The sequence below is a fragment of the Streptomyces sp. WMMB303 genome, from assembly GCF_029351045.1.
In the GTDB taxonomy this organism is placed as follows: Bacteria; Actinomycetota; Actinomycetes; order Streptomycetales; family Streptomycetaceae; genus Streptomyces.
Genome location: NZ_JARKIN010000001.1, coordinates 2,660,845 through 2,675,364, shown reverse-complemented (window position 1 = coordinate 2,675,364; position 14,520 = coordinate 2,660,845). Strand labels below are relative to the sequence as shown.

Sequence of the window (14,520 nt, the reverse complement as noted above, 5' to 3'; positions counted from 1 at the left end):
CGGCGGGGGACGGCGGCCCGCCGCCCTCGTTCCGGCAGATGTGGCGGGAGCTGCTGCCGCTGGGCCGGTCCGCGGGCGGCGGGTACCGCCGCTTCGCGTGGACGGGACCCGACCTGGAGTGCCGGCAGTGGTTCCGGGAGCAGGCCGCGGTCCGGGGACTGGCCTACGAGGTCGACCGGAACGGCAACCAGTGGGCCTGGGCCGGGCCCGACGCCGAGGGGACCGGCGGCCCCGGTGCCGGGCCCGCAGCCGACGGGTCCGCAGGTGACGCGGTCGTGACCGGGTCGCATCTGGACTCCGTCCCCGACGGCGGCGCCTTCGACGGCCCGCTGGGGGTGCTGTCGGCCCTCGCCGCGCACGACGAGCTCCGCGCCCGCGGCACCGCCTTCACCCGTCCGCTGGCCATCGTCAACTTCGCCGACGAGGAAGGGGCCCGCTTCGGACTGGCCTGCGTGGGCTCCCGCCTGGCGAGCGGCGCGCTGACCCGGCAGGACGCCCACGCGTTGCGGGACGCCGAGGGGGTGACCCTCGCGCAGGCCATGGAAGCCGCCGGGCAGGACCCCGGGACGCTCGGCCCCGACCCCGAGCGCCTGGCGCGGATCGGCGCGTTCGTCGAACTGCACATCGAGCAGGGCCGGGCGCTGGCCGAAACCGCGCACCCGGTGGCCGTCGCGTCGGCGATCTGGCCGCACGGCCGCTGGCGGTTCGACTTCCGGGGCGAGGCCAACCACGCGGGCACCACCCGGCTGGAGGACCGCCGCGATCCGATGCTCACCTACGCCAACACCGTCCTGGCGGCCCGCAAGAAGGCGCGGCTGGCGGGTGCGCTGGCCACCTTCGGCCGGGTGGCGGTGCAGCCGAACGGGGTGAACGCCATCCCGTCACAGGTCAGCGGCTGGCTCGACGCGCGGGCCCCGGACGCGGGAACGCTGGAGGGTGTCGTCGCCGAGATCGAACGCGCCGCCGGGGAGCGGGGCGGGCGGGACGGCGTGCACGTCGAGGTCACCGGGGAGTCGGCGACGCCGCTGGTCGAGTTCGACCACGCGCTGCGCGACCGGGTCCGCGCGCTGCTCGGCGGCGAGGTGCCGGTGCTGCCCACCGGCGCCGGACACGACGCGGGTATTTTGTCCGCTTCGGTGCCCACGGCCATGCTGTATGTCCGCAACCCGACCGGTGTCTCGCACTCGCCGGCCGAGTTCGCGGAGGAGGACGACTGCGCGGCGGGCGTGACCGCGCTCGCCGATGTACTGGAAGGTCTGATGTGACGACCGAGACGCCGACGCCGCCGACCCGGACGCGCACGGCGCCGACCGGCGCGGGACGACCCGGGAGCCGAACCGCCGGGAAGGGGCCGGCCGGGGCGGGACCCGCGGCCACGGGGAAGACCGAGGCCGGGGCGACCGCGTCGCGCAGGACCGCCGCGACGCCGGCCGCGGCCGCCGGGCCGCACCCCGGATCGACCGGCCCCGAACCCGGCGGTGCGCCCGCCGCGAAGGTCTACTGGTGCGAGAACGCCTGGCTCAACGGCACCGTCGAGCCGCACGTCGTCCTGGAGGTGACCGCGCAGGGCCGGTTCGGCGCCGTCCGCACCGACGTCCCCGCGCCGCCCCCCGGGGCCGTCGTCCTGCACGGACTGACCCTGCCCGGGCTGGCGAACGCCCACTCGCACGCGTTCCACCGCGCCCTGCGCGGCACCGTCCAGGTCGGCTCGGGCACCTTCTGGACGTGGCGCGACACCATGTACCGGACGGCGGCGCTGCTCACCCCGGACAGCTACTACACGCTGGCCCGGGCCGTGTACGCCGAGATGGCGCTCGCCGGGATCACCTGCGTGGGCGAGTTCCACTACCTGCACCACGCGCCGGGCGGCGCACGCTACGACGACCCCAACGCCATGAGCCACGCGCTGGTCGCGGCCGCGGCCGACGCGGGCATCCGCATCACCCTGCTGGACACCGCCTACCTCGCCGCCGGAATCGGCAAGGACGGCCGCGGCGAACCGCCCACCCGGCAGCAGCAGCGGTTCAGCGACGGCAGCGCGGAGGCGTGGGCCGAACGCGCGGCCGCCTTCACCCCGCAGGGCGACCACGCGCGGGTCGGCGCCGCGGTGCACTCGGTGCGGGCCGTGCCCGCCCGGGAGTTGCACACCGTCGCCGAGTGGGCCCGGCGGCGGGACGCGCCGCTGCACGTCCACCTGTCCGAGCAGGTCGCCGAGAACGAGGCGTGCCGCGGCGCCCACGACCGCACCCCGACCGCGCTGCTCGACGAGCACGGGGTGCTGGGCGCGCGGACCACCGCCGTGCACGCCACCCATCTGACGCCGGACGACGTCCGCCTGCTCGGCGGCTCCCGCACCGGCGTGTGCATGTGCCCGACCACCGAACGCGACCTCGCCGACGGCATCGGACCGGCCCCCGCCCTCGAACGTGCCGGGTGCGCACTCTCGTTGGGCAGCGACAGCCATGCCGTGATCGACTTGTTCGAGGAGGCCCGCGCGCTGGAACTGGACGAGCGGCTCGCCAGCCGCACCCGCGGCCACTGGACGGCGGGCCAACTGCTGCGGGCCGCCACCGCGGGCGGGCACACCGCCCTCGGCCGGCCGGAGGCGGGCCGCCTGGAGAGCGGGGCACCGGCGGACTTCACCACCGTCGCGCTCGACTCGGTGCGCACGGCCGGGCCGGTGGCCCGGCTGGCCGCCGAGACGACCGTGTTCGCCGCCACCTCCGCCGACGTCCGCCACACGGTGGTCGGCGGCCGGCAGGTGGTGCGGGACGGTGCGCACACCCTCGTGGACTCCGTGCCCGAAGCCCTCGCCCGGGCCGTCGCCGCCCTCCGCCCCTGACCGCCACCCGCCGCCCGTGACAGCCGCGCACCGCGGCCCCCTCCGTGCCCGTGCCTCCCGCGACCAAGGACCGACCCTCATGAGCCGACGGCCTGCCACCTTCTCCCTCACCAACCTCGCCACCCTCGTCACCAACGACCCCGCACAGGGCGACGGAAGCCCGCTCGGGCTCATCGAGAACGCGGCCCTGGTCGTCGAGGACGGTCACATCGCCTGGGTGGGACCCACCGGCGAGGCCCCCGCCGCCGACGAGACCGTGGACGCGGGCGGCCGGGCCGCCGTCCCCGGGTTCGTCGACAGCCACTCCCATCTGCTCTACGCGGGCGACCGCACCCAGGAGTTCAACGCCCGGATGTCGGGCCGTCCCTACACCGCCGGCGGTATCCGCACCACCGTGCAGGCGACCCGCGCGGCGTCCGACGCGGACCTGGCGGCCACCCTGGAGGCGCATCTGGCGGAGCTGGCCGCCCAGGGCACGACGACCGTCGAGACGAAGTCCGGATACGGGCTGACGGCCGAGCACGAGGCCCGTGCCCTGGCGGTGGCGGCCGAGGCCGGCGTCGAGGAGGTCACCTACCTCGGCGCCCACATCGTGCCGCCGGAGTACGCCGACGATCCCGACGCCTACACCGCGCTCGTCGCCGGGGAGATGCTCGACGCGTGCGCCCCCCACGCGCGCTGGGTGGACGTCTTCTGCGAGGAGGGCGCCTTCGACGAGGACCAGTCACGCGCCATCCTCACCGCCGGCCGGGCCAAGGGGCTGGTGCCCCGGGTGCACGCCAACCAGTTGACGCACGGCCCCGGGGTGCGGCTCGCCGTCGAGCTGGAGGCGGCCTCCGCCGACCACTGCACCCACCTGAACAGCGCGGACATCGACGCGCTGGCCCAGGGCAGCACGGTGGCCACGCTGCTGCCGGGGTGCGAGTTCTCCACCCGCGCCGTCTACCCCGACGCGCGCCGGCTGCTGGACGCGGGCGTCACCGTCGCGCTGTCCACCGACTGCAACCCCGGCTCCTCGTACACCTCCTCGATGCCGTTCTGCATCGCGGTGGCGGTACGGGAGATGAACATGACGCCCGACGAAGCCCTCTGGTCGGCGACCGCCGGCGGCGCCCGCGCCCTGCGCCGCACCGACGTCGGACGGCTCTCCCCCGGGGCCCGCGCCGACCTCGCCCTGCTCGACGCCCCCTCGCACGTCCACCTCTCCTACCGGCCGGGCGTCCCCCTCGTCTCCGACGTCTGGCGGCGCGGCGTGCGCCACGTGCGCGGCAACCGGTAGGTACCCGGCGCGGGCAGCTGAGTATCCGCACTCATGCCCGCGCCCGCCCCGGCTTCCTAGCCTCCCGGGCATGGGGATACACAGCACCTTCGCCGACCGGCCCGCCGCGGCAACGGGCGTGGGTATCACGGGGGTCGGTTCGGCGCTGCCGGAGCGGATCGTGGACTCCGAGCAGCTCCGGCGGACCGTCGTCGAGCGCAGCGGCCTGCCGATTCCACCGCGGATGATCGAGCGGGCCACCGGCGTCCGGACCCGCCGCGTCGCCGCCGACGGCGAGTACGCCTCCACGCTGGCCGTCCGCGCCGCCCGGACGGCGCTGGACCGGGCCGGACTCGCCCCGCCGGACATCGACCTGCTCCTGTTCGCCTCCGCCACCCGTGACGTGGCCGAACCCGCCACCGCGCACATCGTGCAGCACGCGCTGGGCTCCCGGGCCCACGCGCTCGACGTCACCAACGCCTGCAACAGCTTCGTCGGCGGGATCGACCTCGCCCGCGGCATGCTGCTGGCCGGCCGGGCGCGCCGGGCCCTCGTCGTCACGGGGGAGACGCCCAGCCGCGCCGTGCAGCACGCCCCCGCCGACCTCGACCGGTTCCGGGAGGTGTTCGCCGGATACACCTTCGGCGACGCCGGAGCGGCCGTGGTGCTGGAGTCCGTGCCCGGCGGCGGCATCCTCGACGTCGGCACCGAGACCCGCTCCGAACACTGGGACGTCGGCGGGATACCCGGCGGCGGATCCCGCCATCCGCGCGGCGACGAGTACACCTGGTTCCACGGCGACGGCGCCGAACTGCGCGACGTGTTCGAGAAGGTCGGTACCTCGGTGCTGGACCGGATGCGGCACCGCACCGGACTGGAGTGGCAGGACTTCCGGCACATCCTCGTCCACCAGGTGACGCTGCCGTACCTGGAGCGCTTCGTGGAGCTGACCGGGGTGCCCCGGGACCGCCTGGTGGTGACCGTGCCCGAACTCGGCAACCTCGCCAGCGCCACCCTGGGGGTCCAACTGGACCTGATCCACGACCGGCTGGAGCCCGGCGACCGCGTACTGCTCGTCGGCCTCGGCGGCGGCGTCAGCCTCATGACGATGGTCTGGGAGAAGGCATGACACCGGTCCTCCCCTCCCCGGCCCCCGCACCGTCCGCCCGGGCGGCCACGGCAGCGGCCCGGCCCGCCGGAGCCCTGTGGGTCGTCGTCCCCGCCCACCAGGAGGCCGCGCGGCTGCCCGGCACCCTGGCCGCGCTCGCCGCCCAGAACGACCGGGACTTCACCCTCCTGGTCGTCGACAACGCCTCCACCGACGGCACCGCCGGCCTCGCCCGCGACTTCGCCCGGCGGGCGCCGTTCCCCGTGCACGTCGTCACCGAGCCGCAGAAAGGCGTCGGCTGTGCCGTGGACACCGGCTTCCGGTACGCCATCGCGCACGGCGCCGCGCTCCTCGCCCGCACCGACGCAGACTGCCTGCCACAGCCCGGCTGGACCGCCGCCGCGCGCGCCGCGCTCGACGCCGGAGCCGGACTGGTCTGCGGCCGCATCACGGCCCGCCCGGACGAGCACGGACCGGCGGGCCGCGCCGCCTTCCGGCTCCTGGTCGCCCTCGCGGCACTCTTCGGACGGCTGCGCCCCGCACACCGGCGCAGCCGCGGCTACCTGGTGCCCTACCGGATGCACGCGGGCAACAACATGGCCCTCACCGCCCGGCTCTACCAGGACGCCGGCGGCATGCCGCGCCGCCCCTCACCCACCGACCGGCTCTTCCTCAACCGGGTCCGCCGCACCACCGCAGCCGTCGTCCGGGAGCGCCGCATGGTCGTGGCCAACTCCACCCGGCGGCTGCGCGCCTACGGACTGCTGACGACCGCACGCTGGTACCTCGACAAGGGGCCGGGCCGACACGGAGAGGACCCCCGCTGATGCTCGACACCCTGCACGCCGCACTGCGCCGCGACCCGCACCTGCCCGCCGTCCTGGACGCCGGTCCCACCGGCCGCACCCGGGTCCGGGCCACCCGCGGCGACCTCGCCGACCTGGCGGACCACTACGCGGCCGCCCTCCACCACCGCGGCCTGCGGCCCGGCGCCACCCTCGGCGTCGCCGTACGGCCCGGACCCCGCGCCCTGGCCGTGCTGCTGGCCGGCTGGCGGCTCGGGCTGCGCGCCGCCGTACTCGACCCCGGCGCGGGCCCCGACGTGCTGCGCGCCCGGCTCGCCCTGGCCCGGCCCGACCTGGTGCTCGCCGACGCCGCGGCGCAGGCCGTCGCCGGGTGGGCGCGCCCGCTGGCCCGCCGCGCCCGGCTCGCTCTCCCCGACCTCGCCGGACTCGGCGGCCCGGTGGCGACGCTCGGGCCCCGGCTGCCCGGCTGCGCCCCCGCCCTGCGGCGCGGCCCGCACCCGGCCCCCCGGGGCGCGGACCACGACGGGGACGCCGTCGTCGTCTTCACCTCCGGCACCACCTCCCATCCCCGGGCCGTCGTCCACTCCCGTGCCTCCCTCGCCGCCGGGATGGCGACGGTCGCCGACCTGGTACGGCCCACGGCCGGGCGGCCCGTGCTCGGCGGCACCTTCTTCGTCCTGGTCCCCGCGCTGACCGCCGGCGCCCCCGTCGCGCTGCCCGCCCGCGCACCCCGCGTCCTGGCCCGGCAACTCGACCGGCTGCGCCCCCAGGCGAGCTACCTGACGCCCCCTCGGCTGCGGGCCGCGCTCACCGCCGGTGCCCGCTTCACCGGACGCGTGTGGACCGGCTCGGCGCCCGCGAGCGCGGCCCTCCTCACCCGGGTCAAGCAGGCCGGTGCCGCCGAGGCGTGGGGCGTGTACGCGCTGACCGAACTCTTCCCCGCCGCAGCCGTCGAACAGGAAGCCAAGGCGGCGTACGAGGGAGCCGGTGACCTGCTGGGCGCGCCGCTGCCCGGCGTCGCCGCGCGCACCGCGGACAGCGGGGAACTCCTCCTCACCGGCCCCGGCGCCCGGCATCGCTGCCTCGGCGAGGAGCCCGACCCGTGGATCGCCACCGGCGACCGCGCCCACCTGGACGGCCGGGGCCGGCTCGTGCTCGAAGGGCGGATGAAGGACATGGTGCTGCGCCGCGCGGAGAACATCTACCCGGGGCTGTACGAGCCCGCGCTGCACGTGCCCGGTGTCGACCTCGCGCTGCTGGTCGGTGTTCCGGCGCCGGACGGCGACGAACAGCTCGTCGCCGTCGTCCAGCCCAGCCCCGGCACCGACCGGCGGCGGTTGCGCGGAGCGCTGGAGGGGCCGCTGCGCCGCATGGGCACGGCCCGCCCGGACGCGGTGCTGCTCGCCGACATCCCGCTGTCCGGCCGCTCCCGCAAGCCCGACCGCGCCGCGACCGCGCTGCTGGCCGCGGGGCGACGCCGGGAGACGGCGGGCCGGGCCACGGTGGGCCGATGAGCGGCGAGGGCGTGCGGACCGCGGCGCGGGGGGCTTCGGCGTCGCGGGCCCGGCCGCCCGGTGCGCGTGCGGCCCGCCGCCGGGACCGCCGCGTCTACACCCGTGGCCACCCGGTGCTCTTCGCCCTGCTGGCGGCCACCCGCCGCGGCCCCGTGGTCCGGCTCGGCCGCACCGTGCTGGTGCACGGCACGGACGCCTACCGGCAGGCCCTCACCCGGCTGCCGCTGGATCGTACGGCACCCGGGACCACGGGCGGCGCCGCCCGCGAACTCTGCGGCGGGGGCGCCCTGTTCGACCAGGAGGGCAGCGGCCACCGCGGCTCCCGCCGGTCCCTCGCCGAGGACCTCGGCACGGCGGGCACGGAGCGGCTGCGCCCGGTGTGGCAGGAGATCCTCGCCCGCCGTCTCGCCCCGCTGGCGGACGGCCGCGAGGTGGAGACGGTCACCTTGGCCCGGGAGATGGCGGGCGCCACGGTCTGCGCTCTGCTGGGCACCACCGCCGACCCGGCCGCCGTCGCGCGGGCCGCGGCCGACGCCGCGGCGGCCGCCGTCCGCGACCATCTCCCCGGTCCGCGCCGCCCCGGCACCGCCCGGGCGGCCGCCCGCGCCACGGCCCGGCTGGAGGAACTGCTGCGGGACCGGGCCGGGACCGCCGCCGGTGCCGGTGCCGGGGCGGCGCTGCGGGCCGTGGTGGCGGTCGCCGCGGTCGCCACCACCGCGGCGGCGCTGCCCCGGGCCGTGGCCTGGTGCGCGGACGCCGGACTGTGGACGCAGGCCGCCGATCCGGCAGCCCGCGAAACCCTGGTCGATGAACTGCTGCGGGTGACGGCACCCTCGCCGGTACTGCCCCGCCGGGCAGCCGCCCCCGGAACGCTGGGCGGCTGCCCGGTGCGGCGCGGCGACCGGCTGGTGCTGGTCGCGCGGCACGCGGTCGGCGCCCACCGGGACGCGCCCCGCTGCCCCGCACCGGTACCCGCCGCCGTCGCCCGGCTCGTCTTCGGCGCGGGGCCGCACACCTGCCCCGGAGCCCGGCTCGCGCGGACCCAGCTCGCCGACCTGCTGGCCGAGCTCGCCCCGCACCGGCCCGTCGTCGTCCGCGCCCGCGCCGACCGCCGCGCGGTCCTGCCCGCCTGGCGCACGCTCACCGTCCGGCCGGGCCCCGCGCCACCGGCACCGCGGGGCAGGCACCGGGACGAGGAGCGAAGCACCCACCACAACGGGGAGGCGCCATGACCACGATCGCCGTCACCGGCGCGAGCGGCTTCTGCGGCTCCTACGTCGCACGGGCCGCCGCCGTACGGGGGGCCGAAGTGCGGTGTGTGGGGCGGCGGCCCGGCCCGGTCGGCCGTCACCTGCGCTGGGACGCCGCCTCGGACGAGGTGCCGGACCTGGGCGGGGCCGACGTGGTGGTGCACTGCGCGGCGGCGGTGGGGGATCCGGCCGCCGGCTCGGCGGCCGAGGCGGCGATGCGGGCCGTGAACGTCACCGGAACGGCCCGGCTGCTGGAGGCGGCGGCGGGGCGGCCGGTGGTGTGGGTCAGCAGCGCCAGCGTGTACGCGCCGGGCCCCGGACGGGCCCGGATCCGGGAGGAGCACCCGATCGGCGCGCAACTGAACGCCTACGGCCGGACCAAAGCGGAGGGCGAGGCCCTGGCGATGGCCGCCGGAGCCGTGGTGCTGCGACCCCGCGCGGTCTACGGCGTCGGCGACCCGCACCTGGTGCCGCGGCTGCTGGGCCGGGTGCGGCGCGGACTGCTGCTGCTCCCGGGGCGCGACGTGCGGCTCAGTCTGACCGCGGTGGAGAACCTCGCCGACGCGTGCCTGGCCGCGGCGGACGGCGGATGGCCGCCCGGTGCCTACAACATCGCCGACCCCGTGCCCTATCGCCGGGACGAGGCAGTGCGCACGGTACTGGCGGCGCACGGGGTGCACGCCCGGGTCGAACACCTCCCGGTGCCGCTCGCCCGGGCGGCGGGGGCTGCCGCGGAGCAGCTCTGGCGGCTGCGCCCGCGGACCGAGCCGCCGCTGACCCGGTACGCCGTCGACCAGCTCGCGCACAGCGTCGTGCTCGACGTCACCCGGGCCCGCCGCCAGGGCTGGCGGGCTCCGCGCACCCTGGCCGACTACGCCGGCGCGGTGGCGTCGGTGGTGGAGCGCCGGCCCTCAGCGCGACCGGCGCGCCTCCGACGGGGGAACCGCTGAGGGGCCGAACGCGGCAGCGAGCAGCCGCTCCCCGACCGGGTTCATGGTCGGCCCCTTGGCATCGGTCGAGTTGAGGCTGTAGACGAGGGTCCGGGACAGATCACGGGTGCCGACCAGCAGCGTGTTGTAGCCGGGGCGGGCTCCGCTCTTGCCCCACAGGACCAGGCCGTCGCCCGCGTCGTACCGCTGGAGTCCGGCGCTCATGGTGGCGCCGTCGATGTCCGGCACGGTGAACATCTCCCGCTCAAGCAGCGGCTGGGGCACGATCTCGCCGCGGAAGAGGGCGAACAGGAGGCGTTCCAGATCGGCCGTGGTGGAGATCATGTCACCGGCCGCCCAGCGGTCGGACATGTTCCACTCGGTGGCGTCCACCAGGCGGCCGTCGTCGAGGCGCTGGTATCCGCGGTTGTGCGCGCCGTGGATCCGCGGGTCGGCGCCGCGCGGGAAGGACGTGTGCCGCATCCCGGCCGGACGCAGCACGTGCAGCCACGCCTGGTGCGCGTAGGAGTCGTGGGTGACCTTCTCGACGAGGAGCCCCAGAACGGTGTAGTCGATGTTGGCGTACCGCTGCTTCCTGCCGGGCCCCTCGCCCTCTCCCCGGTAGGGCCCCTTGGCGACCGACGAGGCGACCACCTGCTCGGGAGTGAGGGTCTTGAAGCGGTTCTCGTACCCTTCCCCCGAAACCGGGCCGAGGCCGTCGCCCGGCTTGAGCCCGCTGGTGAAGGTGAGCAACTGCCGCACGGTGATGGGCTCGAACGCGTCGGTCAGCAGCCCGGGCAGGTAGTGCTGCACCGTACCGTCGAGGTCGATGCGGCCCTGCGAGGCGAGCTTCAGCACCAGCGCCGCGGTCACCACCTTGGTGGTGGACCCGGCCCGGAACCGGGCGTGCTCCAGGGCCTTCCGGCCGCTGCGCAGGTCCCGCACGCCGGAACTGCCGTGCCAGTCCCCCTTCCCGCCGACGCGGGCGAGGGCCGCGGTGGTCGTCTCGTCCGGCAGTCCCCGCAGCGCCTTGTCCAACGCGGCGGTGTCGGGGCCGTCGTCCTGCTGCCGCGTCACCTCCGCCGTCACGCCGGGCTGTTGGGCGAGGGCGGGCGCCGCCGCGGGGCCGGTGAGTCCGGCGACCACGAGCGCCGCCAGGAGGGTGTTCCGCAGACGTATGGGCACGATGCACTCCGCAGGGGAAGGGATCCGGTACGTGGAGGATCCTTCCGCCGGGGGCCGGACCCCGGATCGCCGTCGCGGAGGATGTGCTCCCTGACGGCGCCCTGCCCCCGTGCCGGGGCCGGGTCGGGACGTGACGGGGATCGTCCCTAGGGCCGCTCGCGGTGGATCACCGGCGGGAGGGGCGGCGAGGCGGTCGCGGGCCGGCGGCTCCGCGGCGTGACCTGTCGGAAGCGTCGGCAGCCCACACCCGGAGGCGGTCGGGTTCGTCAGCGGCCAGGAGGTGATTATACAGTCACAACTGTTGTATTCGTATAAGCGATGGGGGCTGCTGTGTCCGACGCCGAACTCCCGCCGCGCCGCCGGCAGCTCGTGCTGGCGATCTGCTGCATGTCGCTGCTGATCGTCAGCCTCGACACGACGGCGCTCAACGTGGCGCTGCCCGACATCCGCGCGGACCTGGGCGCCTCGGTGTCCGGCCTGCAATGGGTGGTCGACGCCTACACCCTCGTCCTGGCCGCGCTGCTGATGCTGTCCGGCTCGACGGCGGACCGGCTGGGGCGCCGGCGGATCTTCCGCTGGGGGCTGCTGCTGTTCGTCCTGGGCTCGCTGCTGTGCAGCCTGGCACCGGGGCTCGGCTGGCTGGTGGCGGCCCGCGCCCTGCAAGCGGTGGGCGGCTCGATGCTCAACCCCGTCGCGATGTCGATCATCACCAACACCTTCACCGAACCCCGCGAGCGGGCCCGCGCGATCGGCGTGTGGGGCGGGGTCGTCGGTATCAGCATGGCGGCCGGCCCCCTGCTCGGCGGGCTGCTCGTCGACGTCAGCGGCTGGCAGGCGATCTTCTGGGTGAACGTGCCGGTCGGCCTGGCCGCCTGGCTGCTGACGACCCGGTACATCCCCGAGTCCCGCGCGCCCCGGGCCCGCAGGGCCGACCCGGTGGGCCAGCTCCTGGTGATCGTCCTGCTCGGCACCCTCACCTACGGCATCATCGAGAGCCCGCAGCACGGCTTCGGCTCGCCGCTGGTACTCGGTTGCCTGGCCGCCGCGCTCGGCGCGCTGGCCGGGCTGGTGGCCTACGAATCGCGCCGCGCCGAACCCCTCGTCGACCCGCGCTTCTTCCGCAGCCTGCCGTTCACGGGTGCGGTCGCGACAGCGGTGTGCGCGTTCGCGGCGCTGGGCGGCTTCCTCTTCGTCACGTCGCTCTACCTCCAGGAGGTCCGGCAGCTGAGCGCGCTGCGGGCCGGACTGTGCATGCTGCCGATGGCGCTGATGACGCTGGTCTGCGCGCCGCTCTCCGGCCGCCTGGTGGGCTCCCGCGGCCCGCGGCTGCCGCTGGTGGCGGCGGGCGCCGGGATGACCGCCGCGGGGATACTGCTGGCCTGCACGGTCTCGGCCGACCTGCCGCTGGGGGTGCTCTTCACCGGCTACGTGCTCTTCGGCATCGGCTTCGGCCTCGTCAACGCGCCGATCACCAACACCGCCGTCTCGGGCATGCCCCGAGCGCAGGCGGGTGTCGCCGCCGCGGTCGCCTCGACCAGCCGGCAGGTCGGCTCCTCCCTGGGAGTGGCCGTCATCGGCGCGGTCATGGCCGCGGGCGGCTTCGGCGCGGGTGGCGGCCTCCAGCAGGCCGCCGGGTTCCAGGAGACCGAACGGACCGCCTGGTGGATCGTCTCCGTCTGCGGGCTGGCCGTGCTCGCGCTCGGTATCCTCTCCACCGGCCACCGGGCCCGGGAGACGGCACGCCGCGCGGCCCATCTGCTGGACGGGAGCGACGCGGGCGACGGGGGTGACCAGGCGGCGCGGCGTCCGGCCGCGGGGCGTACGAGCAGCGAGGCAGCGGGATGAACAGCACGGAGTCCGCGCACGGCGGACCGGAGGGCACCGAGTCCGAGTCCGGGGTGTGCGAGGGAAGCGGCGCGGGCTCGCCCGGATCCGACGCCGTCGGGCAGGAGGCCGTCCGGGTCTGGCGCGGCATGCGCACCCTCGTCCTGGAGACCGCGGACGTGCGGCCCCGAGTCGTCGAGGCGCTGGGGATGAGCTACTTCCGCGCCAAGGCGCTGCGTTACGTCGCGGACCAGGGCCCGCTCACGCTCAGCGCGCTGGCCGCCGCCCTGTTCGCCGACGCGCCCTACACCACGCTCTCCATCGACTACCTGGTCCGGCGCGGACTGGTCACGCGGGAGCCGAATCCGGCCGACCGCCGCTCCAAACTGGTCGAGGTCACCGAGGCGGGAGCCGAGGCGGCGGCCGAGATGGCGCGGATCACCGACAACCCGCCCCCGGCCCTCCGCGGCCTGGCGGCGGCGGATCTGGCGGCTCTGGCCCGCATTCTGGACCGGGCGCTGCACACCGGCCCCGCGGACGGGCGTTCCGGATCCTGAAGTGCCGGGTGCCGGGTGCCGGATCAGGACGGCGGTACCCGCTCCGGCCGGGGCCCGGCCCCGGACCCGGCTTCCCCGCCGCGGACAGGCCGAGGGCCCGGCCGGACTGCGTCGTCCGGCCGGGCCCTCGGCACACGGAGCGGGCCGCACCTCGTGGGGCGGCACCCCGCGTCACTCTTCGACCATCAGCCCCTTGCGGAGCTTGCTCAGGGTGCGGGAGAGCAGCCGGGAGACGTGCATCTGCGAGATGCCGAGCTCCTCACCGATCTCCGACTGGGTCATGTTCGCCACGAAGCGCAGCGAGAGGATCCGGCGGTCCCGCGGGGGGAGTTCGGCGATCAGCGGCTTCAGGGACTCCACGTACTCGATGCCCTCGAGCCCGTGGTCCTCGTAGCCGATCCGGTCGGCCAGCGCGCCCTCGGTGTCGTCCTCCTCGGGCTGTGCGTCCAGCGAGCTGGCGGTGTAGGCGTTGCTCGCCGCCATGCCCTCGATGACTTCCTCGCTGGAGATGTTCAGCCGCTTGGCCAACTCCTCCGCGGTCGGCGCCCGGTCCAGCTTCTGGGCGAGTTCGTCGCCCGCCTTGGCCAGGTCGAGCCGCAGTTCCTGGAGGCGCCGGGGTACCCGCACCGACCAGGACGTGTCGCGGAAGAAGCGCTTGATCTCGCCGACGATCGTCGGCATCGCGAAGGTGGGGAACTCGACGCCGCGGTTCAGCTCGAAGCGGTCGATCGCCTTGATGAGACCGATGGTGCCGACCTGGACGATGTCCTCCATGGGCTCGCTGCGGGAGCGGAACCGGGAGGCCGCGAACTTCACCAGCGCGAGGTTGAGCTCGACCAGGGTGTTGCGGACGTACGCGTACTCGTGGGTGCCCTCGTCGAGGTTCTCCAGCCGCTCGAACAGCGTCTTGGACAGGGCCCGCGCGTCCAGCGGGCCGACCTCGTCATAGGGTGGGATCTCGGGGAGCTGGAGCTGGTCGAAGAGGTCGGCTTCCACCGCCTCCGCGATCTGCTCGGCGCTCGCCGGGTCGCCGAGGGTTTCGGGGGTCAGGGACCGGGAATCCGGCAGCCGAGCCGTGCTGCGCTGCTCCGGAACGGCGGGAAGGGCCTCGACCTGCGCGTGCGCGGGGTCGGATATCCCATTGTCGAGCCGGGGTGACATGGCTGTCCTCCATGGTTTCTCGGCATATGGCTGCCGAAGCCGTGACGTGCACTACGGGGTGCGGCGCCTCCAGGGCCGACGTGTTT

12 protein-coding genes are annotated in these 14,520 nt (G+C 76.0%); 10 read left to right on the top strand and 2 right to left on the bottom strand.

Annotation, left to right across the window (positions count from 1 at the left end; genetic code table 11):
• The first annotated feature begins 38 nt into the window (after positions 1 to 38).
• The 8 genes from P2424_RS11920 (at position 39) to P2424_RS11885 (ending at position 9,728) form a co-directional block, all read left to right on the top strand.
• Complete coding sequence (locus P2424_RS11920) at positions 39 to 1,265, top strand: allantoate amidohydrolase (RefSeq protein ID WP_276478937.1); 1,227 nt, start codon at positions 39 to 41, stop codon at positions 1,263 to 1,265.
• A complete protein-coding gene (locus tag P2424_RS11915) occupies positions 1,262 to 2,842 on the top strand; it encodes a formimidoylglutamate deiminase (RefSeq protein WP_276475731.1) in 1,581 nt (526 codons plus the stop codon). The genes P2424_RS11920 and P2424_RS11915 overlap by 4 nt, the downstream gene beginning before the upstream one ends.
• A 79-nt stretch (positions 2,843 to 2,921) precedes the next feature.
• Positions 2,922 to 4,121 (top strand): imidazolonepropionase, encoded by a 1,200-nt coding sequence (gene hutI / locus P2424_RS11910; protein WP_276475730.1) that lies wholly within the window; start codon positions 2,922 to 2,924, stop codon positions 4,119 to 4,121.
• Positions 4,122 to 4,191: 70 nt separating this feature from the next.
• The gene (locus tag P2424_RS11905; RefSeq protein ID WP_276475729.1) at positions 4,192 to 5,229 is read left to right on the top strand and encodes a ketoacyl-ACP synthase III; all 1,038 of its coding nucleotides are present in this window, start codon (positions 4,192 to 4,194) and stop codon (positions 5,227 to 5,229) included.
• Positions 5,226 to 6,035, top strand: coding sequence for a glycosyltransferase (locus tag P2424_RS11900; protein ID WP_276475728.1), 810 nt, complete (start codon positions 5,226 to 5,228; stop codon positions 6,033 to 6,035). The genes P2424_RS11905 and P2424_RS11900 overlap by 4 nt, the downstream gene beginning before the upstream one ends.
• Positions 6,035 to 7,528, top strand: coding sequence for a class I adenylate-forming enzyme family protein (locus P2424_RS11895; RefSeq protein ID WP_276475727.1), 1,494 nt, complete (start codon positions 6,035 to 6,037; stop codon positions 7,526 to 7,528). Before P2424_RS11900 ends, P2424_RS11895 begins: the two co-directional genes overlap by 1 nt.
• Positions 7,525 to 8,760, top strand: coding sequence for a cytochrome P450 (locus tag P2424_RS11890; RefSeq protein WP_276475726.1), 1,236 nt, complete (start codon positions 7,525 to 7,527; stop codon positions 8,758 to 8,760). The genes P2424_RS11895 and P2424_RS11890 overlap by 4 nt, the downstream gene beginning before the upstream one ends.
• Positions 8,757 to 9,728, top strand: a complete 972-nt coding sequence (locus P2424_RS11885) for an NAD(P)-dependent oxidoreductase (RefSeq protein ID WP_276475725.1) — start codon at positions 8,757 to 8,759, stop codon at positions 9,726 to 9,728. Before P2424_RS11890 ends, P2424_RS11885 begins: the two co-directional genes overlap by 4 nt.
• Here P2424_RS11885 and P2424_RS11880 read toward each other — a convergent pair.
• On the bottom strand, positions 9,690 to 10,892 hold the full coding sequence (locus tag P2424_RS11880; protein ID WP_276475724.1) for a serine hydrolase domain-containing protein: 1,203 nt from the start codon (positions 10,890 to 10,892) through the stop codon (positions 9,690 to 9,692). The two genes, P2424_RS11885 and P2424_RS11880, sit on opposite strands and share 39 nt — an antisense overlap.
• Before the next feature lie 318 nt (positions 10,893 to 11,210).
• Here P2424_RS11880 and P2424_RS11875 point away from each other — a divergent pair, with 318 nt between their 5' ends.
• Positions 11,211 to 12,737, top strand: a complete 1,527-nt coding sequence (locus P2424_RS11875) for an MFS transporter (RefSeq protein ID WP_276475723.1) — start codon at positions 11,211 to 11,213, stop codon at positions 12,735 to 12,737.
• Positions 12,734 to 13,273, top strand: a complete 540-nt coding sequence (locus tag P2424_RS11870; protein ID WP_276475722.1) for a MarR family winged helix-turn-helix transcriptional regulator — start codon at positions 12,734 to 12,736, stop codon at positions 13,271 to 13,273. The genes P2424_RS11875 and P2424_RS11870 overlap by 4 nt, the downstream gene beginning before the upstream one ends.
• Positions 13,274 to 13,444: 171 nt before the next feature.
• On the opposite strand, the gene P2424_RS11865 is transcribed toward P2424_RS11870, so the two are convergent.
• A complete protein-coding gene (locus P2424_RS11865) occupies positions 13,445 to 14,434 on the bottom strand; it encodes an RNA polymerase sigma factor SigF (protein WP_276475721.1) in 990 nt (329 codons plus the stop codon).
• Positions 14,435 to 14,520 lie beyond the last annotated feature (86 nt).